A 23,363-nucleotide genomic window follows, 5' to 3' on the forward strand; every position below is an offset into this window, starting at 1 on the left:
AAACCTACATAACTCTTTGTTTACCAAGGAGTTTTCCGTTTCGACTGCGCCGGAAGTGGGGCGAATTATAGACTTCCAGAATCTGCCGTCAACCCCTTTTTTCACAATACTGTCATATCGGTCAAAAAACCCCGGAAAAGCAAAGGCCGGCCCCAAGGGGCCGGCCTTCTACGCCTGCAAGTTACAAACTTGGAAAGGCAAACTGCGACGCTTCATGGCTGGCCCGTTGCGGCCAGCGCTGGGTGATCGCCTTGCGACGGGTGTAGAAACGCACACCATCCGGCCCATAGGCATGCAAGTCGCCAAACAGCGAACGCTTCCAGCCACCAAAGCTGTGATACGCCACCGGCACCGGCAGCGGTACGTTGACGCCCACCATGCCCACTTCAATCTCGTCACAGAACAGACGCGCCGCCTCGCCATCACGGGTGAAGATGCAGGTACCGTTGCCATACTCGTGATCGTTGATCAACTGCATGGCCGCTTCCAGGCTGTTCACCCGAACCACGCACAACACTGGCCCAAAGATCTCTTCTTTATAGATACGCATCTGCGGGGTCACGCGATCGAACAGACTGCCCCCCAGGAAGAAACCCTCTTCATGCCCGGCAATACTCAAGCCACGACCGTCGACTACCAACTCAGCGCCCGAAGAAACGCCGTCTTCTATATAGCCACTGACCTTATCCCGCGCCTGGCCAGTCACCAGCGGCCCCATATCCAAACCGCACGAAGTGCCCGCACCAATCTTCAGCGCCTTGACCTGCGGCACCAACTTGGCGATCAACGCATCAGCCACCTGGTCACCGACACACACAGCAACCGAAATCGCCATGCAACGCTCACCGCACGAACCATAGGCCGCGCCCATCAAGGCACTGACCGCGTTATCCAGATCCGCATCCGGCATCAACACCGCATGGTTCTTCGCCCCGCCCAACGCCTGCACACGCTTGCCGCGCTTGGTAGCTTCGGAATAGATGTACTCGGCAATCGGCGTCGAACCCACGAAGCTCAACGCTTTGACTTCCGGCGCTTCGATCAGTGCATCCACAGCGCCTTTGTCCCCGTGCACCACACTCAGCACACCTTTAGGCAAGCCAGCTTCCTGCAACAGCTGCGCGATCAGCAGCGTCGAACTCGGATCACGCTCCGACGGTTTGAGGATGAAGCAGTTACCGCAGACGATCGCCAGCGGGTACATCCACAACGGCACCATGGCCGGGAAGTTGAACGGCGTGATGCCGGCCACCACACCCAACGGCTGGAAATCAGACCAGGCGTCGATGTTCGGACCGACGTTACGGCTGTACTCGCCCTTGAGGATTTCCGGTGCCGAACACGCGTACTCCACGTTCTCGATCCCGCGTTTCAGTTCACCGGCCGCGTCTTCCAGTGTCTTGCCATGCTCTTCGCTGATCAGTTGGGAGATGCGCGCTTCGTTCTGTTCCAGCAATTGCTTGAAACGAAACATCACCTGGGCACGCTTGGCCGGTGGCGTGTTGCGCCACGCCGGGAACGCCGCCTTGGCCGAGTCGATAGCACTTTGGATAGTTTCACGGCTGGCCAATGGCACCTGGTGAATCACCTGGCCCGTCGACGGGTTGTACACGTCCGCGGTGCGACCGTTTTCGGTCACCATCTGGCCGTTGATCAAATGCTGGATGAGGCTCATGCAGGGCTCCTGAAAAGTTGTTCTATATAGAAGGAGAAATCAGTCGATCTTGTTCAGCACTTCGCCGACCGCATCGAACAAGCGATCCAGGTCCTGCGGCTTGCTGTTGAAGGTTGGCCCGAATTGCAGGGTGTCGCCGCCAAAGCGCACGTAGAAACCGGCTTTCCACAAGGCCATGCCGGCCTCGAATGGACGCACGATCGCATCACCATCACGCGGTGCAATCTGGATCGCACCGGCCAGGCCATAGTTACGAATATCGATTACGTTCTTGCTGCCCTTCAAACCGTGCAGCGCATTCTCGAAATGCGGGGCGACTTCGGCCACGCTCTGCACGAGGTTTTCCTTCTGCAGCAGGTCGAGTGCCGCCAGGCCAGCCGCACAGGCCACCGGGTGAGCCGAGTAGGTGTAACCGTGCGGGAATTCCACCGCGTACTCAGGCGTCGCCTGGTTCATGAACGTCTGATAAATCTCGGTGCTGGCAATCACCGCGCCCATCGGGATCGCGCCATTGGTGACTTGCTTGGCAATGCACATCAGGTCTGGGGTCACGCCGAAGCTGTCGGCACCAAACATCGAGCCGGTACGACCGAAGCCGGTGATCACTTCGTCGAACACCAACAGGATGTTGTGTTGATCGCAGATCTCACGCAGACGCTTCAGGTAACCCTGCGGCGGCACCAGCACACCAGCGGAACCCGCCATCGGCTCAACGAATACCGCCGCGATGTTCGACGCATCGTGCAGTTCGATCAGCTTGAGCAGCTCGTCCGCCAAGGCGATACCGCCCAGCTCCGGCATGCCACGGGAGAAGGCATTGCTCGCCAACAGGGTGTGAGGCAGATGGTCAACATCCATCAGGCCCTGGCCAAAAATCTTACGGTTACCGTTAACGCCGCCCAGGCTGGTACCGGCGATATTCACACCGTGATAACCACGGGCACGGCCAATCATCTTGGTCTTGGTCGCCTGACCCTTGAGGCGCCAGTACGCACGCACCATCTTCACCGCGGTATCGGCGCACTCGGAGCCCGAGTCGGTGAAGAACACGTGGTTCAGGTTGCCCGGAGTCAGGTCGGTAATCTTTTCTGCCAGTTGGAACGACAATGGATGACCGTATTGGAAGCCCGGCGAGTAGTCCAACGTGCCCAGTTGCTTGGCGACCGCTTCCTGGATTTCCTTGCGAGTGTGCCCGGCGCCGCAAGTCCACAGACCCGACAGCGAGTCATACACCTTGCGCCCCTTGTCATCGGTCAACCAGCTGCCTTCGGCCGCCACGATCAGGCGCGGGTCACGATGGAAGTTACGGTTGGCGGTGTACGGCATCCAGTGCGCGTCCAGCTTCAGTTGGCTGGCCAGGGTGGACGGAGCGTTTTCGGGCATGTTCATGAGCAAAACCTCGCAAGGCAAAAGGCAGCGTAGGGATTTGAAAAGCGTTGTTGCAGCTAAATTGCCACGGGGATAAAGTCGGTGAAATCCAACTCTTCTAACCTTCAGTCAGGCCTTCACTAAACTATGAGCAGCCGTCGACCCGACCCACTCGCCCAAGTCAGCGACTTCGATATCCGCCTATTGCGCATCTTTCGCAGCGTGGTGGAGTGTGGCGGCTTCTCGGCGGCGGAAACCGTATTGGGGATTGGGCGCTCGGCCATCAGCCAGCAGATGAGTGATCTGGAGCAGCGCCTGGGCCTACGCCTCTGCCAACGCGGGCGTGCGGGTTTTTCCCTGACCGAGGAAGGACGCGAGGTGTATCAGTCCGCGTTGCAATTACTCAGCGCCCTGGAAAGTTTCCGCACCGAGGTCAACGGCCTGCACCAGCACCTGCGCGGCGAACTGATCATCGGCCTGACCGACAACCTGGTCACCCTGCCCCACATGCGCATCACCCACGCCTTGGCACAGTTGAAGGAGCGCGGCCCGGACGTGCAGATCCAGATCCGCATGATCGCGCCCAATGAAGTGGAACAAGGTGTGCTCGACGGTCGCCTGCATGTGGGCGTCGTCCCCCAGGCCAGCGCCTTGTCGGGCCTTGAATACCAGCCGCTGTACAGCGAACGCTCGCTGCTCTATTGCGCGGTTGGCCACCCGCTGTTTTATGCCGACGACAAGCAACTGGACGACGAACGCATCAACAGCCAGGACGCCATCGCCCCGACCTTCCGCCTGCCCGCCGATATCCAGGCTCACTACCAGGCGCTCAACTGCACCGCCAGCGCCTCGGACCGTGAGGGCATGGCGTTCCTGATCCTCACCGGCCGCTACATCGGCTACCTGCCCGATCACTACGCCAGCCTGTGGGTGCAACAAGGCCGACTGCGTGCGCTGAAACCGGCCACACGTTTTTACGATTTGAGCCTCGCTTCGGTCACGCGCAAGGGCCGTCGCCCTCATTTGGTGCTGGAAAGCTTTCTCGAAAGTCTGGCCGCAACGCGCTAGGACGGGCCCTAAAGAAAAACCTGAGCAACTGGACAGCTTTTTGCAAGGCATGGGGACCTAGAACCAACAGCCATGAGTTCCCACGCCATGCCGCCAGAATCCTCCAGCCCCAGCGACCTGATCTACGGCCTTAACGACCGCCCAAAACCATTGCCCGCTTTGCTCGCTGCGTTGCAGCATGTGTTGGCCGCCTTTGTCGGCATCATCACTCCGCCGCTGATCATCGGTTCCACCCTGGGCCTGACCGCTCACCTGCCCTACCTGATCAGCATGGCATTGATGGTTTCCGGTGTCGGTACCTTCATCCAGGCCCGTAGGCCGTTTGGCATCGGCGCCGGGATGATCTGCCTGCAAGGCACCAGCTTCGCGTTTCTCGGCGCCGTATTGTCGGCAGGGTTTCTGGTCAAGCAACGCGGCGGCAGCCCGGAAGACATCCTGGCGATGATTTTCGGCATTTGCTTCTTCGGCGCGGCGGTGCAAGTGGTGTTGAGCCGCTTCATCGGTCAGCTCAAAAGGGTCATCACACCGCTGGTGACCGGCATCGTCATCACCTTGATTGGCATCAGCCTGATCAAAGTCGGCATCACCGACCTGGGCGGCGGCTTCAACGCCCCGGACTTTGGCGCCCCGACCAACCTGGCACTCGGCCTGTTCGTGGTACTGACGATCATCCTGCTCAACCGTTCGAACACCCCGTGGGTACGTCTATCCGCCATCATCATCGGCCTGGCATTGGGCAGCCTCGCTGCCTGGTTCAGCGGAAAACTGGTGCCCCAGGCCCTGCCGGACTTGCCGTTGATCAGCCTGCCTACACCGTTCCGCTTCGGTTTCAACTTCGACTGGACGGCTTTCCTGCCGGTGGCGCTGATTTATCTGATCAGCACCATCGAAACCGTCGGCGACCTCACCGCCAATTGCATGATCGCCCGCCAGCCCATCAGCGGCCCTTCCTATATAAGCCGGCTCAAGGGAGGTGTGCTGGGAGATGGCATCAGTTGCATGATCGCCGCCACCTTCAGCGCCTTTCCCAATACCACCTTTGCCCAGAACAACGGTGTGATCCAACTGACCGGCGTCGCCAGTCGCTACGTCGGCCTGTACATCGGCGTGGTGCTGTTTTGTCTCGGGCTGTTTCCGCTGATTGGCGCGGTGCTGCAACAAATCCCCAAACCTGTACTGGGCGGCGCAACCCTGGTGATGTTCGGCAGCGTGGCCGCCGCCGGCGTGCGCATCCTCGCCCAGGCCCCGCTGGATCGACGCAGCATGTTGATCATCGCCACCTCGTTCGGCGTGGGCCTGGGGATCGCCGCCCAGCCAAACCTGCTGCACCTGATGCCAACCCTGGTGCAGAACCTGTTTGACTCGGCCATCACCAGCGGCGGCCTGACCGCCATTGTGTTGTGCCTGTTGCTGCCTGAACCCAAGGCCACCACCGATGCCGCAAACCAGCCTCTGGAAAGCGACACTCTGGAGCCGCTTTGAGGGTTTTATCGTATCGGGACTTGTCTGGGGCTTGAGGGTGGGTTATCTGTGCACACGTCGTATTCATCGATCTGCACGGAAACCTCCATGAGCCTCGAAGTTCCTGCCCACAGCAACCACGCCGGAAAGCCTGCAAGCCGCATTCGGCAAAAGAACGAACAAGCGATCCTGCAGGCCGCCGAAGACGAGTTCGCCCGTCATGGCTACAAAGGCACCAGCATGAACACCATCGCGGCGAGTGCCGGGTTGCCGAAAGCCAACTTGCACTACTACTTCACCAACAAGCTGGGGCTTTACATTGCCGTGCTCAGCAACATCCTCGAACTGTGGGACAGCACCTTCAACACGCTGACCGCCGAGGATGACCCGGCCGCCGCCCTGACCCGCTACATCCGCACCAAGATGGAGTTCTCCCGGCGCCAGCCACAAGCCTCGCGGATCTTCGCGATGGAGATCATCAGCGGCGGTGAATGCCTGACCGAGTATTTCAGCCAGGATTACCGTGCCTGGTTCAGCGGCCGTGCGGCGGTGTTCCAGGCCTGGATCGACGCGGGCAAGATGGACCCCATCGACCCCGTGCACCTGATCTTCCTGCTGTGGGGCAGCACCCAGCACTACGCCGACTTTGCCACGCAGATCTGCCGTGTGACCGGGCGCACCAAGCTGACCAAGCAAGACATGGAAGACGCCGGCACCAACCTTATCCACATCATCCTCAAAGGCTGCGGCATCAAGCCCGCCCTCTAAACGAAGTCACCCATGCCTTTCACGCTTACCGGCCTTTGCGAGTTTCGCGAAGAAATTCGCAAAAGCCGCTTCATCACCCTCGCCGCCCCCATTGCCAGCTCCCAGGACGCCCAGGCCTTCATCGACCAGCACAGCGACCTGAACGCCACGCACAACTGCTGGGCCTGGAAACTCGGCGATCAATACCGCAGCAACGATGACGGCGAACCCGGCGGCACGGCCGGGCGACCGATCCTGGCCGCGATCGAAGCGCAGGATTGCGACCAGGTCGTGGTGCTGGTGATCCGCTGGTACGGCGGCATCCAGCTGGGCACCGGCGGCCTGGCCCGCGCCTATGGCGGCGGCGCCAACAAATGCCTGCAAGCCGCCGAACGCGTCGAGCTGATCAAACGCGTGCCGCTGAGCTGCTCCTGTGGTTTTGCCGAGCTTGCTCTGGTGAAATTGCGGGTAGCCGAGCTGGGCGGGCTGGTGGTGGAAGAAACCTTCACCGCCAATGGCGTCGACCTGCAACTGGCCCTGGGCGAAGCCCATATCGACACCTTGCAAAGCCAGCTGGCCGACCTGAGCCGCGGACGCATTCTGCTAGCGCGCTGAAACTGCCCACATCTGCTGTGCACCTGCCTGTGGATAACCTGAGCACACTCGCCTGTAACCCTTCTGTCACAAGGGTTTCAGGCGGTTGTTCAGTTTTTGCTCAGGCGACCACACTAAAGTATTAATCCGGCTCAAAAACAGTCAGTTAGGCGGGTTATGTCCTTTAGAACAAAGGGCCTCAGCGCTTATATCCACCGATCACGCTTGCGCACAATTACTGTGGAGCAACCTGTGGATAACCCGTGCAAGAGTGACCCGGCGTCAGAGCCCGCAACGCCCCGGCACAATTGAGCGTTTTTTGATCAATTTTCGGTCCGACGTACCGGTATCAACTGCGCCACCGCCCACAGCACTTCAAACACCACGACGATCACCAACACCGTACTTGCGCCATGGGCCAGCGCGTAAATCTGCCAGGTCGCAAACAGCACCCGGCCAGCCGCGTCATAGCGACCAAAAATCGCTTGAGGATCGCGGATTCGCAGCACCGACCACACACAGACAATCGAGCCCATCAGGTTGGCCATCAACATATGCACAGGCGCGAACGGCGGCAGCTCGCCCGGCAGGTTCAACGCCACCAGGGCGTTATGCAGCAAAACAAAAGTCCAGGGGGTAACCAGCGCCGCGGTGACAATCAGGTCATACCAGCCGCTGGCCCTGACCAGTCGACGGTATTGGTGGGCAGTCCACATGAGAGCAAGCTCCTTCAATTCAAGAAGCCAGCAAGGTAAAGCCTGGAGTATGCTCCAAGGTCAAGCCCTCTCGAGCCCTCTACATGCGTATCGGCGAATTAGCCCAGGCCAGCCAGGTCAGCCGCGACACCCTGCGCTTCTACGAGCAACGCGGCTTGATTGCCTCACAACGCAGCACCAACGGTTACCGCGACTATCCCGCCGACATGGTGCAACTGGTGCTGTACATCAAGACCGCCCAGCGCCTGGGCTTCAGCCTCAGCGAAATCGGCAACAGCGTCGGCGCATTATGGCAAGCTCCAGACCCCGACAGCGCCGTCACCCAACTGCTGCAAGACAAGCTCAACCTGATCGAAACCCGCATCACCGAACTCGACCAACTGCGCCAGGAGTTGCAGCAAAGACTCGGCCAGCGTTGTCCACTGAACCCGTGAACCTCCACCGTCAAAGGAAGCCATTCATGTCTACTTCAAAAACCGCACTGATTATCGGCGCCTCCCGGGGCCTGGGCCTTGGCCTGGTCAAGCAACTGCTGGCAGACGGCTGGGACGTGACAGCCACCGTGCGCGACCCGCAAAAAGCCGATGCCTTGAAGGCCCTGGGCCCGGTGCAGATCGAAAAGCTCGACATGGATGACCAGCAGGCAGTGATCGCCCTGAACCAGCGTCTCAAGGCAAAAACCTTCGACCTGCTGTTCGTCAACGCCGGCGTCAAAGGCCCGGCCAATCAGGAACCGGGCCACGCCACCCAGGCGGAAGTCGGCCAACTGTTTTTCACCAATGCCGTGGCGCCAATCAACCTGGCCCAGCGTTTTGTCGGGCAGCTGCGCCCCGACACCGGCGTACTGGCCTTCATGAGTTCGATCCTGGGCAGCGTCACCATCCCCGACGGCTCGGACCTGGCCCTGTACAAAGCCAGCAAGGCCGCCCTCAACTCCATGACCAACAGTTTCGTCACCCAGTTGGGCGATCAGAAACTCACCGTGCTGTCGCTGCACCCAGGCTGGGTGAAAACCGACATGGGCGGCGAAAACGCGCACATCGACGTGGCCACCAGCGTGCGCGGCCTGCTCGACCAGGTAAATGCCTACAGTGGCAAGGGCGGCCATCACTTTGTGGACTACAAGGGCGACACCATCGCCTGGTAAAAAAATCGCGATCGTTATCGGCCGATTGCCGTCGATAACGATCCACACGTAAACTGCGCACCTCGCCCTTCCCGGCGACCCTGGATCAGCAGACAGGGCAACACTGAGCTGGCAAACCTGAACCCATCATTCAGAGGAGCCGGCCAATGCCTGCGACCCGTATCTGGTTAAAAAACCCCCTCGCGATTTTCACTGCCAATGGCCTCGACGCCCGTGGCGGCCTGGTGCTGCAAGACGGTGTCATCGTCGAAGTGCTGGGCTGGGGACGTGAACCCGCCGTGCCCTGTGGACAAGTGTTCGATGCTCGCGAGCATGTGGTGCTTCCGGGGCTGATCAACACCCACCATCACTTCTACCAAACCCTGACCCGCGCCTGGGCACCGGTGGTTAACCAGCCGCTGTTTCCCTGGCTGAAAACCCTGTACCCGGTCTGGGCCCGGCTCACCCCGGAAAAGCTCGCCCTCGCGTCCAAAGTCGCCCTCGCTGAATTGCTGCTCTCGGGCTGCACCACCGCGGCAGACCACCACTACCTGTTCCCCGACGGCCTGGAACAGGCGATCGACGTGCAAGTCGACAGCGTGCGCGAACTGGGCATGCGCGCCATGCTCACCCGCGGCTCCATGAGCCTGGGCGAAGCCGACGGCGGGCTGCCACCCCAGCAAACCGTGCAACAGGGCGAAGTGATCCTGGAAGACAGTCGCCGCCTGATCCGCCAGTACCACGAACGCGGCGACGGCGCGCAAATCCAGATCGCCCTGGCGCCCTGCTCGCCGTTTTCCGTGACCCCGGAAATCATGGAAGCCAGCGCCGAACTGGCCAACCACCTCGACGTGCGCCTGCACACCCACCTGGCGGAAACCCTCGACGAAGAAGACTTCTGCCTGCAGCGCTTCGGCCTGCGCACCGTGGACTACCTCGACAGCGTCGGCTGGCTGGGCCCGCGCACCTGGCTGGCCCACGGCATTCACTTCAACCCGGAAGAAATCGCCCGCCTCGGCGCCGCCGGAACCGGGATCTGCCATTGCCCGAGCTCCAACATGCGCCTGGCTTCCGGCATATGCCCGACCCTCGACCTGCTCGCGGCCGGCGCGCCGATTGGCCTGGGGGTGGACGGCTCGGCATCCAATGATGCGTCGAACATGATCCTGGAAACGCGCCAGGCGTTGTACATCCAACGCCTGCGTTACGGGGCAGAGAAGATCACCCCGGAACTGGTGTTGGGTTGGGCAACAAAAGGTTCGGCGCAGTTAATTGGCCGTAGCGATATCGGTGAACTGGCCGTAGGCAAACAGGCCGACCTGGCGTTGTTCAAACTGGATGAGCTGCGCTTCTCCGGCAGCCACGACCCGATATCGGCGCTGCTGCTGTGCGGCGCCGACCGAGCGGATCGGGTGATGGTGGGCGGGAAATGGCGGGTGATCGACGGGCAGGTCGAAGGCCTGGATCTGAAGGGCTTGATTGCCGATCACAGCCAGGCGGCGCGAGCGCTGATCAGCGGGATCTGAGCCAAACACAGATCAAATGTGGGAGCCGGGCTTGCCCGCGATGCAGGCACCTCGGTCGTTCAGTTGCACCGAGGTGATGCTATCGCAGGCAAGCCAGCTCCCACATTGGCTCCTCGGTGTCTGTTACAACCCCAATAGCGACAGCATGATAAACGTCGCAAACAACACAAAATGGGTCATCCCTTCGATGGCGTTGGTTTCGCCATCGTTGAGGTTGATCGCGCTGACAATCAGCGTGATAAATACCATCACGGTCTGCACCGGCGTCATCGCCATCTGGAACGGCTGGCCGGTGTACAAGGCCATGGCCTCCATCACCGGCACCGTCAAAATCACCGTCGACAGTGACGCACCCAGCGCGATGTTCACCACCGACTGCATGCGGTTGGCGAGGGCTGCGCGCAACGCGGTCAAAATCTCCGGCGCGGCGGAAATTGCGGCCACGACAATTGCCGTGATCACCGGCGGAGCGCCCGTGCCTTCCAGGCCCAGGTCGAGGGTCTTGGACATCACCTCGGCCAACGCGCCAATCACGATCACGCCAAATACCAGGGTCCCGATGGAAAACGCCAGGTTGATCGGCGGCGACTCTTCTTCCGGCTGTTTCTTGCGACGTTTTTCCGGGTAGCTGTAGCTGAAGAAATAACTGTGGGGCCCCACCTGCATTCGCAGAAACAGGGTGTACAGCACCACCATCGCGCCGATGGTGAAGGCCGAGTAAATTTTCCAATCGGCCTCGGGGATAAATTCCGGCACCACCATCGACACACCCATGGCGGTCAGGATCATCACGCTGTAGGTCCGCGCCGAATCGTCATTGTAGGACTGTTCGCCGTGCTTGATCCCGCCCATCAGCGCCGCCAGGCCGAGGATGCCGTTGATGTCGAGCATCACCGCCGAGTAGATGGTGTCGCGCACCAGGGTCGGCGACGGCTCGTTGCTCATCATGATCGCCAAAATCACCACTTCCACCAGCACGGCGGCGAGGGTCAGGATCATGGTGCCGTAGGGGTCGCCGACCTTTTCCGCCAGTTGCTCGGCGTGATGGGCTACGCGCATCGAGGCCACGACGATAAAGCCGATCAGCGCCACGCCGCCGAGCAGCGCCACCATCTGCCCGCTGTGCAGCATCCAATGCTCCAGCGGGTAGGCAGCGATGGCGGCGATCAGCGCCAGCAGCATGAATTTTTCTTGCTTGATTGATGTGAGCATTGCAGGCCTTTTAAACGCGGCTAATCCGTTATTGATGGGGTACAGACTGCACCACGCCGCTAACGTTTCGTTACACCTTAGTTCACGCACCGCTTGCACGACGCCAAGGGATACTCACCGCTTGGTCAGGTTTTGCCGATTATTTCGGCGTGCGCCTGTAGAATGCCGCCATTGCACCTGATGAGAATTTATAAATGTACGATTGGCTCAACGCCCTGCCCAAGGCTGAATTGCACCTGCACCTGGAAGGCTCGCTGGAGCCTGAGCTGCTGTTCGCCCTGGCTGAACGCAACAAGATCGCGCTGCCGTGGAACGACGTCGAATCCCTGCGCAAGGCCTACGCCTTCAACAACCTGCAAGAGTTTCTCGACCTGTACTACAAGGGTGCCGACGTACTGCGCACCTCCCAGGACTTCTACGACCTGACCTGGGCCTACCTGCTGCGCTGCAAGGCGCAGAACGTGATCCACACCGAACCGTTCTTCGACCCGCAGACCCACACCGACCGCGGCGTGCCCTTTGAAGTAGTGCTCAACGGTATCGCCGCCGCATTGAAAGACGGCGAGCAGCAACTGGGTATCACCAGCGGTTTGATCTTGAGTTTCCTGCGTCACTTGAGCGAAGCAGAAGCCGAGAAAACCCTCGACCAGGCGCTGCCATTCCGTGACGCGTTTGTGGCCGTGGGCCTGGACAGTTCGGAAATGGGCCACCCGCCGAGCAAGTTCCAGCGTGTGTTCGACCGTGCCCGTCACGAAGGCTTCCTGACCGTAGCCCACGCCGGTGAAGAAGGCCCGCCGGAATACATCTGGGAAGCCATCGACCTGCTGAAGATCCAGCGTATCGACCATGGCGTACGCGCCATTGAAGACGAGCGCTTGATGCAGCGAATCATCGACGAGCAAATCCCGCTGACGGTGTGCCCGCTGTCCAACACCAAACTGTGCGTGTTCGACGACATGTCCCAGCACAACATCCTCGACATGCTTGAGCGTGGGGTGAAGGTGACGGTGAACTCGGACGACCCGGCTTACTTCGGCGGCTATGTCACCGAGAACTTCCATGCGCTGTACACCTCCCTGGGCATGACCCAGGACCAGGCCAAACGCCTGGCGCAAAACAGCCTGGATGCGCGGTTGGTCAAGCCTTAACGCCCGACCGATGTGGCGAGCCGGGCAATCTCCAGTTGCCCGGCTTCGCTGACCTGTAACGCCTGGGACTCATTGATCACACTGACCCAACCCGACTGCATGCACAGCTGCAACAGCGCGGCCCCCAACGCACCGCCCAGGTGCGGCTGCTGCTCGCTCCAATCCAAGCAATCGCACACGATCGGCTGAGCCAGTGCCTGGGTGAAAATCCCCAGCCCTGCGAGTTTGCGTGCTCCGTAAGGCGTCACGTCAAGACGCTGCTCCGCGCGTTCTACCCACCCCGCCGCCATCATCCGTTGATACACGCCTGCTGCCAGCTCTCCACCCAAATGCCCTTGGCACAGCCTCGCCCGTCGTAAAGCGGCAGGCGCAATCAGTGACTGCGAATGAGTGGGCGTGCTGCGGGCGACGCTGGCCATGGTGGTGCAGGCCAGGGCATCCACGGCGGCCCCCACATCGGCGGCGGCCACCCGAAAGAAGCGTCTGCCGCTACGGGCTTCGACCCGCAGCAACCCGCCGGCCGTCAATCGAGCAAGATGGGCATTGGCCGACGCCGCTGACAATCCCGCAAGCACAGCCAATTCATCGGAGGGTTTGGCCGAGCCGTCCATCAACGCCCACACCATCGCGGTACGTTTCGGGTCGGCCAGCAAGGTGGCGATCTGACTGATGCAAGGTGCCTGTTCCATGTGCTCATTCACTCCCTGTGAAGCATTCGTCTGCTGCGGTTGGCGCAAAAGTATAAGCGTGAAAACGCCGGGTTCCGTGCCGTCTTACAGAGCAACCAAGGACAGGAGCTGAAGGAAATTTCCTTATATCCCCGGGGTTAGGGCGTAAAGGCCGACTGCGCCGGCAACTGCGCGGTCAATGTCGCACAGCGGGCAACGAGCATTTCCCGCAGAAGATTGATCGGCTTGCTCAGTTGCGCACGATGGGCGCACAACAGGTTAAGCGGCGTGCGCTCGCCCCGCAGCTCCGGCAGGACCAGGCGCAGGCGCCCGGCCAGCACATCGGAGCTCACATCCAGCCAGGACTTGTAGGCGATACCCACCCCGGCCACGGCCCAGCGCCGCACCACATCGGCGTCGTCACTGAAGCGGTCGCCGGTCACCGTCAGGCCGACGTCGCGCTTGCCGTCGCTGAAACTCCAATGGTCGTGCACCCGGCTGCCGAGCATATACAGCAGGCAATTGTGCTGGGTCAGTTGCTCCAGATGACGGGGTTCGCCATGCCGCGCCAGATAGCTGGGAGCAGCGCACAGCACGCGGTAATTGTCCGGGGCGATGGGCAGTGCGATCAGGCTGGAATCTTCCGGTTCGCCATAACGCAGGGCGATGTCTACGGGCTGGCGGAACAGGTCGGCAATCCGGTCACCCAGCAGCAGGCGCACGCTCAACTGGGGGTACTCGCGCTGGAACTCATCGAGCCAGGGCAACAACTGGTTGCGCCCAAAGTCCGACGGTGCCGACAGTTGCAATACCCCGCCGACCTGATCCTGGCCGCAGGCCAATAAACGCCGGCCTTCATCCAGGCTACTCAAGGCCGCGCGGGCGTACTCCAGAAAGCCTTCGCCCTCGGCCGTCAGGCGCAGGCTGCGGGTGGAGCGCGCCAGCAAACGCGTGCCCAACTGCTGCTCGATGCGCTTCAACGCCGCGCTGGCCACCGCCGCCGACATGTCCATGACCCGCGCCGCCGCCGAAAGGCTGCCCAGGTCTGCCGCGCGCACAAACAACTGCAAGTCATCAAAACGCAGCACGCTGACCGTCCATTATCAAAAAAACATTGAAAGAGACTGCTCTTTTAGCGGGTTTTATCTTCCAGAGAAATAGCCAATCATCTGTCCATCCCGTTCATTACGTGTTTGGAGTCGAATATGTCCGCTGCCTTTAACGTCATCGCCACGCTGATCGCCAAACCCGGCCAACAGGCCACCCTGGAAACCCTGCTGCGCGGGCTGCTGGAACCGACGCGCGTCGAAGCCGGCTGCCAGCAGTACGACCTGCACCAGGACCTGCAACACCCCGAGACCTTCTACATGCTCGAGCGCTGGAGCGACGACGCGGCGCTGGCCGACCACGACCAGAGCGCCCATATCCAGAACTTCCGCGCCAAGGCTGCCGACGTGCTCGAACATTTCGAACTCAAGCGCCTGAAATTTCTTGCCTGATCAACCGACTCTTTTTTGGAAACCATCATGAAAGCTATCGCCTACTACGCCGCATTGCCCATCAACGATCCAAAATCCCTGCAAGACATCGAACTGCCAGAACCCGTGGCCGGCCCCCGCGACCTGCTGGTGGAAGTCAAAGCCATCTCGGTGAACCCGGTGGACACCAAAGTGCGCCAGAACGTCGCCCCGGAAAACGGCGCGGCCAAAGTGCTGGGCTGGGACGTGGCCGGTGTGGTCAAGGCCGTGGGCAGCGAAGTCAGCCTGTTCAAGGTCGGCGACAAGGTGTTCTACGCCGGCTCCCTGGTACGCCCGGGTGGCAACAGCGAACTGCACACCGTGGATGAGCGCATCGTTGGCCATATGCCAAAAACCCTGGGGTTCGCCGACGCCGCCGCCCTGCCGCTGACCGCCATCACCGCCTGGGAGTTGCTGTTCGAACGCCTGCAAGTACGCGAAGGCCAGGCCGATGAGGGCCAGAGCCTGCTGATCGTCGGTGCGTCCGGTGGTGTGGGATCGATCCTGACCCAACTGGCGAAACAGCTCACCGGCCTGAAAGTCATCGGCACCGCCTCCCGTCCTGAAACCCAGGCATGGGCCAAAGACCTGGGCGCTGACCTGGTGATCGACCACAGCAAACCGCTGAGCGAAGAGCTGAAAAAGGCCGGCCATCCGCAGGTGAACTACGTCGCCAGCCTGACCCAGACCGACCAGCACCTGGACCAATTGGTAGAAGCGCTGATTCCCCAGGGCAAACTGGCGCTGATCGATGATCCCAAGGTGCTGGACGTGAGCAAGCTCAAGCGCAAGAGCCTGTCGCTGCATTGGGAGTTCATGTACACCCGCTCGATGTTCGAGACCAGCGACATGATCGAGCAGCACAACCTGCTCAATCGCGTGGCCGAACTGATCGACGCCGGCACCCTGAAAACCACGGTGGGCGAGCACTTTGGCGTGATCAACGCGGCCAACCTGCGCCGCGCCCACGAACTGCTGGAAAGCGGCAAGGCCAAGGGCAAGATTGTGCTGGAAGGGTTCTAAGGAGATAGATCTGTAAGTGTCGTCTGTTATTGATGTGAGTGATGGACGACACCACTAGTCAGAGACTTGATCCTTGTCACATCTGTGGACGCATTCGGGTTTATATTGGCCGCCTTTGCCACGATTCTTTTACGTGAGGAAGTCAGCAATGAAGATCCTGATAAAAGCGTTAGCAAAATCCCACGGCAACAAATGGCAAGTCCGTCTCGACCAGAACGCCTTCACCTTCCGCACCGAGGCCGAAGCCCGCGCGTTTGCCGACACCCTGCAAACCCGTATCCAGGCGCCTCACCGATTTCCCGAAAGCCAGCAGCGCTCTGCTGGCTGACCCTGCTCAATCCGCCGCTTGCAGTGCCCGTTGGCGCTGCAGGCGCCGGGTCAGCATCGCGAACGTTACCGCCAATACGCCGCACAAGCTGATGACCATCGCCATCGGCATCGCCGTACCGTCGTGCAACACACCGACCAGCGACGCCGCGCCCGCCGCTACACCAAACTGAATGCAACCGAGCAACGCCGACGCGCTGCCTGCCCGTGCGCCCTGCCCGCTCATGGCGCAAGCCGAGGTGTTGGGCAAAATGCAGCCCAGGCTCGCGATGCAGATAAACAGCGGCACCAGCAGTGGCCACAAGGCGTCAGTGCGAAGAGCGGTAATTGCCAGCAACGACAGGCCCGCCGCGAGGTAGACCCACACCGTGCGCGACAGCAAGAACGCCGGGCCGCGGGAAGCCAGCAAACGTGCATTGACCTGGGCGACCAGGATGAAGCCGGCGGCGTTGGAGCCAAATACCCAGCCATAGTGCTCGGCGGGCACGCCATAGAGTTTGATAAAGACGAACGGCGAACCCGCAATGTAGGCAAACATGCCGGCAATCGAGATGCCACCGGTCAAGGCATAGCCAAGGTACACCCGGTCCGACAGCAACCGGCCGTACTGGCGCAGCGCACCCGACAGCGGCTGACGTGGTTGATTGGCGGGGAAACTTTCCGGCAACCCGACCGCTACCGCAATGGCCGCCATCACGCTGAATGCCGTCAGCGCCAGGAAGATCGACTGCCAGCCCCACACCCCGACCATCACGCCACCCGCCAGCGGCGCGAGGATCGGCGCCAGCCCGGTCACCAGCATCAGCTGGGAGAACACCTTGGCCGAACCCACCGCGTCGCATTTATCGCTGACCACCGCCCGGGAGATCACCATGCCGGCGCAGCCGCCCAGGGCCTGGACGAAACGCGCACCGATCAGCCATTCCAGGGACGGCGCATACGCACACGCAAAGGACGCCAGGGTAAACAGGGTGACACCGCTGAGCAGCGGTCCGCGCCGGCCAAAACGGTCCGCCAGCGGCCCGTAGATCAACTGGCCGATCGCCAGGCCCGTGAAGTACACGGCCAGGGTCAGTTGAATATGTTTTTCGTCGGTGCCGAATGCCACGGCCATGGCCGGAAAACCCGGCAGGTAGAAGTCGATGGCCAGCGGCGCAAACGCGCTCAAGGCGCCCAAAATCAGGATTATACGAAGGTTCATCAGGCACCCAGTAGAGTCGGCAGCCCGACAGTCTAGCCGGGCATGGGTGCCTTGAACATTAAGTTAGCTCGCTAACTATCAGAAAGTCAGGCGAGTTTGACGCTGTAGCCTTCTTCGCTGATCAGGTTGATCACTTCCGCCGGCGACAGCAGCTTACTTTCCACACCGACTTCCTTGGACGCGAGGTCGACGCGCACACTGGCGGCCGGATCCTTGTCCTGCACCGCCTGGGTGACCGAGCGAACGCAGTGGCCGCAGGTCATTCCTTCAACACTGAATACTTGCATGACATGACTCCTTTGATGAGGTTGCCCACAGTTTTGACCTTGCCACGATGGCAAGGTCAAGTTCTGTGAATATCTGCCGGGCTGGCATTCATTCGCGCCGTCGGCCAAGCTGCACCTATCCACGATGTGAACCTCGGAGAATTCGCCATGCGCTGGTCGTTTTTTGGCCTTGTCAGCCTGATGGGCTTTTTCGCTGCTGTGCCGGTGGCCAGTGCCGATCAGGATTATGCGGTGCTGATCATTTCCCGGGAGCGCCTGGAAGTGCCGACCAACTGCGAGATTGGCCTGTATATCCAGGACCAGTTGGCCGGACGGCTGTTCCAGGAGCAGGCCACCTCCTTCAACTTGCCGGCCGGGAATGTATCGTTGCGCCTGAAGCTGCTGCCGGGGCAATCACAGGGCTGCTCGCCGGGCATGCTCGCGCCACCGGCGCAGAACATCACGTTGAAGGCCGGTGACGTGCGTAAATTGCGTATCGCACAAGGGCCGGACGGCATGTACCTGAAGCCCGCGGCATTGGAATATTGAAACATTGATCTGAAGCCTTGACCTTCCCCACAGGTCAAGGTTGATCCTAGGGGCAATCTCTCCTGGAGTACTGCCCATGAACGGATCCACCACCTTCGACCTGCCCATCAGCGGCATGACCTGCGCCAGCTGCGCCGGGCGGGTTGAACGGGCACTGGGCAAAGTGCCCGGGGTGCAAAGTGTCAGCGTCAACCTGGCCAACGAACGCGCCCACATTGAAGTGCTGGGCCAAATGGACCCCGGCGTCCTGATCGCCGCCGTCGACAAGGCCGGCTACACCGCCACCCTGCCCCAAAGCGAAACCGCCACCCAGGCCAGCCAGGAACAACGCCTGAGCCATGAACGCTGGGCGCTGCTGCTGGCGATCCTGCTCGCCGCGCCATTGGTGCTGCCGATGCTGGTGCAGCCGTTCGGCCTGCACTGGATGCTCCCGGCCTGGGTCCAGTTCGCCCTGGCTACTCCGGTGCAGTTCATCTTCGGTGCGCGTTTCTATATCGCCGCCTGGAAAGCCGTGCGCGCCGGAGCCGGCAATATGGACCTGCTGGTGGCCATCGGTACCAGCGCCGGTTACGGCCTGAGTATTTATGAATGGCTCACCGCAACCGCAGGCAATATGCCGCATCTGTATTTCGAAGCCTCGGCGGTGGTGATCGCCCTGGTGCTGCTCGGCAAATATTTGGAAAGCCGCGCCAAACGCCAGACCGCCAGCGCCATCCGCGCCCTGGAAGCCTTGCGTCCGGAGCGGGCGATCCAGGTGATCGATGGCCGCGAGCACGACGTCGCCATCACCGCCCTCAAGCTGAACGACCTGGTGCTGGTCAAACCCGGCGAACGCTTCCCGGTGGACGGTGAAGTGGTCGAAGGCCAAAGCCACGCCGACGAAGCGCTGATCAGCGGTGAAAGCCTGCCGGTGCCAAAACAACCCGGAGACGCCGTTACAGGCGGCGCCATCAACGGCGAAGGCCGGCTGCTGGTGCGCACCCTGGCCCTTGGTGCAGAAAGCGTACTGGCACGGATCATCCGCCTGGTGGAAGACGCCCAGGCCGCCAAGGCACCGATCCAGAAACTGGTGGATAAAGTCAGCCAGGTGTTCGTGCCGGTGGTGCTGGTGCTGGCCTTGGCCACGCTGATCGGCTGGTGGTTGTATGGCGCACCGCTGGAAGTCGCGCTGATCAACGCCGTTACCGTATTGGTGATCGCCTGCCCTTGCGCCCTTGGCCTGGCCACGCCCACCGCCATCATGGCCGGCACCGGCGTCGCGGCTCGCCACGGGATCCTGATCAAGGACGCCGAAGCCCTGGAGCGCGCCCATGAAGTCAGCGCCGTGGTGTTCGACAAGACCGGCACCCTGACCTCCGGCGCGCCGAAAATCGCCCACCTGGCGGCCGTCGATGGCAACGAAGCGGCGCTGCTGCAACAGGCCGGCGCGCTGCAACGGGGCAGTGAACATCCGCTGGCCAAGGCGGTGCTGGATGCTTGCGCCGAGCGAGGCTTGAACGTGGCGGATGTCAGCGCCAGCCAGTCGCTGACCGGGCGCGGCATTGCCGGCACCCTAGACGGTCGGCCACTGGCCCTGGGCAATCGTCGCCTGCTGGAAGAAACCGGCTTGAGCACCGGCGACCTCGCCGACTCGGCCAGCGCCTGGGAGGCCGAGGGCCGCACCTTGTCCTGGCTGATCGAGCAAGGCCCGCAGCCTCGGGTGCTGGGCTTGTTTGCCTTCGGCGACACCCTCAAACCGGGCGCCCTGCAAGCGATACAGGCACTCAAGGCCCGGCATATCAGCAGCCACCTGCTGACCGGCGATAACCGTGGCAGCGCCCGGGTGGTCGCCCAAGCCCTGGGCATCGACGACGTGCACGCCGAAGTGCTGCCCGCCGACAAGGCCGCCACCGTCGCCGAACTGAAAAAGACCGGCGTGGTGGCGATGGTCGGCGACGGCATCAACGACGCGCCCGCCCTCGCGGCGGCCGACATCGGCATCGCCATGGGCGGTGGCACCGACGTGGCCATGCACGCGGCCGGCATCACGCTGATGCGCGGCGACCCACGGCTGGTGCCCGCCGCCCTGGAAATTAGCCGCAAGACCTACGCTAAAATTCGACAGAACCTGTTCTGGGCCTTTGTGTATAACTTGATCGGCATTCCGCTGGCCGCATTCGGCCTGCTCAACCCGGTCATGGCCGGCGCAGCCATGGCCCTGTCCAGCGTCAGCGTGGTGAGTAACGCGCTGCTGTTGAAAACCTGGAAACCCAAGGATCTGGAGGACAAGCGTCCATGAACATTGGCCAAGCAGCACGCCAAAGCGGCCTGAGCGCCAAGATGATTCGTTACTACGAGTCCATCGGCCTGTTGAAAGCGGCCCATCGCACCGACAGCGGCTACCGCGTTTATGGCGCCGATGACTTGCACACCCTGGCGTTTATCAAGCGGTCTCGGGACCTGGGGTTTTCCCTGGAGGAAGTCGGCAAGCTGCTGACGCTGTGGCAGGACCGCGGGCGCGCGAGTGCCGACGTCAAGGCACTGGCCCGCCAGCATATCGATGAGCTGAACCAGAAGATTCGCGAGTTGGGGCAGTTGCGGGATACGTTGCAGGACCTGGTGGAGCACTGCCAGGGCGATCACCGGCCGGACTGTCCGATTCTCAAGGAGTTGGCGTCGGGCAGTTGTTGCGCCTGACAATTTAGCTGACGGCACACAAACAAATGTGGGAGCAGACCTTTGTGGGAGCCGGGCTTGCCCGCGATGCAGGCACCTCGGTGTGTCGGTCACACCGCGGTGATGCTATCGCGGGCAAGCCCGGCTCCCACACAAGCCCGCTCCCACAATTGGATATCCACTCGCCGTGGGATCACTGCATCCAGGGCGGCGGTGGAGGCTCTTCCGATGCCTTGCTCGGTGGCGCATCGTCGGCCGCGCGAATCGCCTGGCGACGCTCTTCATCGAGCCGCGCCGCTTCGATCTCGCGGATAACCCCGCCAACATCAGCCAACTCTTCCGGCTCGTCGAACTCGCCGGTCAAGACACTGGCCGGGTGCAGAGTGCCGGCTTCATACAGCGCCCACATCTCCTTGGCGTACTTGGTCTTCTTCAACTCCGGGGCAAACCGCCCGAAGTAGGAAGCCATGTTGCCCACATCCCGCTCCAGCATGCTGAACGCGTGGTTGTTGCCCGCCGCATCCACCGCCTGGGGCAGGTCGATGATCACCGGGCCAGTCGGCGTCAGCAGCACGTTGAACTCGGAAAGGTCACCGTGCACCAGGCCGGTACACAACATCAGCACGATCTGGGTAATCAGGAAGGCGTGGTATTCACGGGCCTGGTCCGGGTCCAGCGTCACGTCGTTAAGACGGGGCGCGGCGTCGCCGTATTCATCGGCTACCAGTTCCATCAGCAGCACGCCTTCAAGGAAGTCGTACGGCTTGGGCACGCGAACGCCCGCGCCGGCCAGACGAAACAGCGCCGCTACCTCGGCGTTCTGCCAGGCGTCTTCGGTTTCTTTCTTGCCGAACTTGGAGCCCTTGGCCATGGCCCGGGCCTGGCGGCTGTTGCGGACCTTGCGGCCTTCCTGGTATTCGGACGCCTGACGAAAACTTCGTTTATTCGCCTCCTTGTAGACCTTGGCGCAACGTAACTCGTTGCCGCAGCGCACCACGTAAACAGCTGCTTCTTTACCACTCATGAGTGGGCGCAGCACCTCGTCGACCAGACCGTCCTCGATCAGGGGTTCAATGCGTTTAGGAGTCTTCATCAGCTTTTATTGTGGGTCCTTTATTACCAAACACGCGTATGGCACTCGTTATACGGCAATCCTCTCGCCGCGGGGAGAGGGTACCGACCTTTGACCGCTTAAGAATGCATCCAATATGCCAAATTAATCTGCAAGCTCGCGCCTACCGCTCAATAATCGCCGTGACGCCCTGGCCCCCGGCGGCACAGATCGAGATCAGGCCCCGGCCCTTGCCCGCCGCGTCCAACAGTTTGGCCAGGTTGGCGACGATACGCCCGCCGGTGGCCGCAAACGGGTGGCCGGCGGCCAGTGAACTGCCCTTGACGTTCAACCGGCTGCGGTCGATGGACCCCAGCGGCGCGTCCAGCCCCAGGCGGGTCTTGCAGTATTGCGGGTCTTCCCAGGCCTTCAGCGTGCACAACACCTGGGCAGCGAAGGCTTCGTGGATCTCGTAGTAATCGAAGTCCTGCAACGTAAGGCCATTCCTCGCCAACAAGCGTGGCACCGCGTACACCGGCGCCATCAGCAGGCCTTCGGCGCCGTTGACGAAATCCACCGCTGCCGCCTCGCCATCACGCAGATAGGCGAGGATCGGCAAACCGCGCTCCTTCGCCCAGGCTTCACTGCCCAGCAGCACCAACGAGGCGCCATCGGTCAGCGGCGTCGAGTTGCCGGCGGTGAGGGTGCCTTTTTCGCTGCGTTCGAAGGCAGGCTTGAGGCTGGCAAGTTTTTCCAGGGTCAGGTCGGGGCGCAGGTTGTTGTCGCGGGTCAGGCCGAGAAAGGGCGTGAGCAAATCGTTTTGCCAGCCTTCGGCGTAGGACGCGGCCATTTTCTGATGGCTTTCCAGTGCCAGTTGATCCTGCTCGGCGCGGGGAATCTGCCAGGTTTGCGCCATCAACTCGCAGTGCTGGCCCATGGATAACCCGGTGCGCGGTTCGCCGTTGCGCGGCAGTTCCGGCTTGAGGTGATGGGGACGAAGTTGTAACAGGACTTTTAATTTGTCCGCCATGGATTTGCTGCGATTGGCTTGCAGGAGGATTTTGCGCAGGCCTTCATTAACTCCGATGGGCGCGTCGGACGTGGTGTCGACACCGCCGGCAATCCCGCATTCGATCTGCCCCAGGGCGATCTTGTTCGCCACCAGCAACGCCGCTTCCAGCCCCGTGCCACAGGCCTGCTGAATATCGTAGGCCGGGGTTTGCGGCGACAGGCGCGAACCCAGCACGCACTCGCGGGTGAGGTTGAAGTCCCGGGAATGCTTGAGCACCGCCCCGGCGGCCACCTCGCCAATGCGCAGGCCGTGCAGGTTGTAGCGTTCGATCAGGCCTTCCAGGGCGGCGGTCAACATCGCCTGGTTACTCGCCGTGGCGTAAGGGCCGTTGGAGCGGGCGAAGGGGATGCGGTTACCGCCAATGATCGCTACACGGCGCAATTGAGTCATGGA

The 23,363-nt window shown here is 61.5% G+C and carries 24 protein-coding genes; 14 read left to right on the forward strand and 10 right to left on the reverse strand.

From position 1 onward, the window contains the following. Positions 1-181 precede the first annotated feature (181 nt). Complete coding sequence (locus tag M2400_RS30010) at positions 182-1,675, reverse strand: CoA-acylating methylmalonate-semialdehyde dehydrogenase (RefSeq protein WP_177041508.1); 1,494 nt, start codon at positions 1,673-1,675, stop codon at positions 182-184. Positions 1,676-1,714: 39 nt separating this feature from the next. Beyond that, positions 1,715-3,064, reverse strand: coding sequence for an aspartate aminotransferase family protein (locus M2400_RS30015; protein ID WP_010174133.1), 1,350 nt, complete (start codon positions 3,062-3,064; stop codon positions 1,715-1,717). 126 nt (positions 3,065-3,190) lie between these two features. On the opposite strand from M2400_RS30015, the gene M2400_RS30020 reads away from it, so the two are divergent. The 4 genes from M2400_RS30020 (at position 3,191) to M2400_RS30035 (ending at position 6,934) form a co-directional block, all read left to right on the forward strand. Then, a complete protein-coding gene (locus tag M2400_RS30020) occupies positions 3,191-4,111 on the forward strand; it encodes a LysR family transcriptional regulator (protein ID WP_010174131.1) in 921 nt (306 codons plus the stop codon). A gap of 87 nt (positions 4,112-4,198) precedes the next feature. Continuing rightward, the gene (locus tag M2400_RS30025; RefSeq protein WP_177041541.1) at positions 4,199-5,593 is read left to right on the forward strand and encodes a uracil-xanthine permease family protein; all 1,395 of its coding nucleotides are present in this window, start codon (positions 4,199-4,201) and stop codon (positions 5,591-5,593) included. Between the two features lie 87 nt (positions 5,594-5,680). Continuing rightward, on the forward strand, positions 5,681-6,340 hold the full coding sequence (locus tag M2400_RS30030; RefSeq protein WP_003211175.1) for a TetR/AcrR family transcriptional regulator: 660 nt from the start codon (positions 5,681-5,683) through the stop codon (positions 6,338-6,340). A gap of 12 nt (positions 6,341-6,352) precedes the next feature. Continuing rightward, on the forward strand, positions 6,353-6,934 hold the full coding sequence (locus M2400_RS30035; RefSeq protein WP_259201073.1) for a YigZ family protein: 582 nt from the start codon (positions 6,353-6,355) through the stop codon (positions 6,932-6,934). Positions 6,935-7,236: 302 nt separating this feature from the next. On the opposite strand, the gene M2400_RS30040 is transcribed toward M2400_RS30035, so the two are convergent. Beyond that, positions 7,237-7,629, reverse strand: a complete 393-nt coding sequence (locus M2400_RS30040) for a hypothetical protein (protein WP_177041506.1) — start codon at positions 7,627-7,629, stop codon at positions 7,237-7,239. Positions 7,630-7,712: 83 nt separating this feature from the next. On the opposite strand from M2400_RS30040, the gene M2400_RS30045 reads away from it, so the two are divergent. The 3 genes from M2400_RS30045 (at position 7,713) to M2400_RS30055 (ending at position 10,281) form a co-directional block, all read left to right on the forward strand. Beyond that, positions 7,713-8,063, forward strand: coding sequence for a MerR family transcriptional regulator (locus M2400_RS30045; protein WP_259201071.1), 351 nt, complete (start codon positions 7,713-7,715; stop codon positions 8,061-8,063). Positions 8,064-8,089: 26 nt separating this feature from the next. Further along, positions 8,090-8,776 carry an SDR family oxidoreductase gene (locus M2400_RS30050; RefSeq protein ID WP_177041503.1) on the forward strand — a complete coding sequence of 229 codons (687 nt, stop codon included), beginning with the start codon at positions 8,090-8,092 and terminating at the stop codon, positions 8,774-8,776. A gap of 146 nt (positions 8,777-8,922) precedes the next feature. Next, positions 8,923-10,281, forward strand: coding sequence for an 8-oxoguanine deaminase (locus tag M2400_RS30055; protein ID WP_177076292.1), 1,359 nt, complete (start codon positions 8,923-8,925; stop codon positions 10,279-10,281). 123 nt (positions 10,282-10,404) lie between these two features. Here the strand turns inward: M2400_RS30055 and M2400_RS30060 are convergent, their stop codons facing one another. After that, entirely contained in the window at positions 10,405-11,493 is a 1,089-nt protein-coding gene (locus tag M2400_RS30060) for a calcium:proton antiporter (protein WP_177076290.1), read from the reverse strand. 194 nt (positions 11,494-11,687) lie between these two features. Here M2400_RS30060 and M2400_RS30065 point away from each other — a divergent pair, with 194 nt between their 5' ends. Then, positions 11,688-12,641 carry an adenosine deaminase gene (locus M2400_RS30065; protein ID WP_259201069.1) on the forward strand — a complete coding sequence of 318 codons (954 nt, stop codon included), beginning with the start codon at positions 11,688-11,690 and terminating at the stop codon, positions 12,639-12,641. Here M2400_RS30065 and M2400_RS30070 read toward each other — a convergent pair. Together M2400_RS30070 and M2400_RS30075 are read right to left on the reverse strand one after the other, a co-directional pair. Continuing rightward, positions 12,638-13,330 carry a helix-turn-helix transcriptional regulator gene (locus M2400_RS30070; RefSeq protein ID WP_177076288.1) on the reverse strand — a complete coding sequence of 231 codons (693 nt, stop codon included), beginning with the start codon at positions 13,328-13,330 and terminating at the stop codon, positions 12,638-12,640. The genes M2400_RS30065 and M2400_RS30070 overlap by 4 nt on opposite strands. Before the next feature lie 137 nt (positions 13,331-13,467). After that, positions 13,468-14,397, reverse strand: a complete 930-nt coding sequence (locus M2400_RS30075) for a LysR family transcriptional regulator (protein ID WP_177041494.1) — start codon at positions 14,395-14,397, stop codon at positions 13,468-13,470. Positions 14,398-14,514: 117 nt separating this feature from the next. Here M2400_RS30075 and M2400_RS30080 point away from each other — a divergent pair, with 117 nt between their 5' ends. The 3 genes from M2400_RS30080 (at position 14,515) to M2400_RS30090 (ending at position 16,177) form a co-directional block, all read left to right on the forward strand. Then, complete coding sequence (locus M2400_RS30080; protein ID WP_259201068.1) at positions 14,515-14,808, forward strand: putative quinol monooxygenase; 294 nt, start codon at positions 14,515-14,517, stop codon at positions 14,806-14,808. A gap of 27 nt (positions 14,809-14,835) precedes the next feature. Then, a complete protein-coding gene (locus tag M2400_RS30085) occupies positions 14,836-15,849 on the forward strand; it encodes a zinc-binding alcohol dehydrogenase family protein (protein ID WP_177041490.1) in 1,014 nt (337 codons plus the stop codon). 148 nt (positions 15,850-15,997) lie between these two features. Continuing rightward, positions 15,998-16,177 carry a hypothetical protein gene (locus tag M2400_RS30090; protein ID WP_177041489.1) on the forward strand — a complete coding sequence of 60 codons (180 nt, stop codon included), beginning with the start codon at positions 15,998-16,000 and terminating at the stop codon, positions 16,175-16,177. 6 nt (positions 16,178-16,183) lie between these two features. On the opposite strand, the gene M2400_RS30095 is transcribed toward M2400_RS30090, so the two are convergent. Both M2400_RS30095 and M2400_RS30100 read right to left on the reverse strand, forming a co-directional pair. Next, complete coding sequence (locus M2400_RS30095; RefSeq protein ID WP_177041487.1) at positions 16,184-17,377, reverse strand: multidrug effflux MFS transporter; 1,194 nt, start codon at positions 17,375-17,377, stop codon at positions 16,184-16,186. An 86-nt stretch (positions 17,378-17,463) separates the two neighbouring features. Continuing rightward, complete coding sequence (locus M2400_RS30100) at positions 17,464-17,664, reverse strand: heavy-metal-associated domain-containing protein (protein WP_177129854.1); 201 nt, start codon at positions 17,662-17,664, stop codon at positions 17,464-17,466. 147 nt (positions 17,665-17,811) lie between these two features. On the opposite strand from M2400_RS30100, the gene M2400_RS30105 reads away from it, so the two are divergent. The 3 genes from M2400_RS30105 to cueR all read left to right on the forward strand — a co-directional run bounded on the left by M2400_RS30105 (position 17,812) and on the right by cueR (position 20,868). Further along, positions 17,812-18,192 (forward strand): hypothetical protein, encoded by a 381-nt coding sequence (locus tag M2400_RS30105; protein WP_259201066.1) that lies wholly within the window; start codon positions 17,812-17,814, stop codon positions 18,190-18,192. Positions 18,193-18,268: 76 nt separating this feature from the next. Further along, complete coding sequence (locus M2400_RS30110) at positions 18,269-20,470, forward strand: cation-translocating P-type ATPase (protein WP_177076282.1); 2,202 nt, start codon at positions 18,269-18,271, stop codon at positions 20,468-20,470. Next, positions 20,467-20,868 carry a Cu(I)-responsive transcriptional regulator gene (cueR, locus tag M2400_RS30115; RefSeq protein ID WP_177041481.1) on the forward strand — a complete coding sequence of 134 codons (402 nt, stop codon included), beginning with the start codon at positions 20,467-20,469 and terminating at the stop codon, positions 20,866-20,868. The genes M2400_RS30110 and cueR overlap by 4 nt, the downstream gene beginning before the upstream one ends. Before the next feature lie 172 nt (positions 20,869-21,040). On the opposite strand, the gene M2400_RS30120 is transcribed toward cueR, so the two are convergent. Both M2400_RS30120 and M2400_RS30125 read right to left on the reverse strand, forming a co-directional pair. Beyond that, on the reverse strand, positions 21,041-21,940 hold the full coding sequence (locus tag M2400_RS30120; protein ID WP_010174098.1) for a PA4780 family RIO1-like protein kinase: 900 nt from the start codon (positions 21,938-21,940) through the stop codon (positions 21,041-21,043). Between the two features lie 142 nt (positions 21,941-22,082). Next, on the reverse strand, positions 22,083-23,360 hold the full coding sequence (locus tag M2400_RS30125; RefSeq protein WP_177041480.1) for an acetyl-CoA C-acetyltransferase: 1,278 nt from the start codon (positions 23,358-23,360) through the stop codon (positions 22,083-22,085). Positions 23,361-23,363: the final 3 nt, after the last annotated feature.

Origin of the sequence: Pseudomonas sp. BIGb0558 (assembly GCF_024807515.1) — a bacterium.
GTDB lineage: Bacteria > Pseudomonadota > Gammaproteobacteria > Pseudomonadales > Pseudomonadaceae > Aquipseudomonas > Aquipseudomonas yamanorum_A.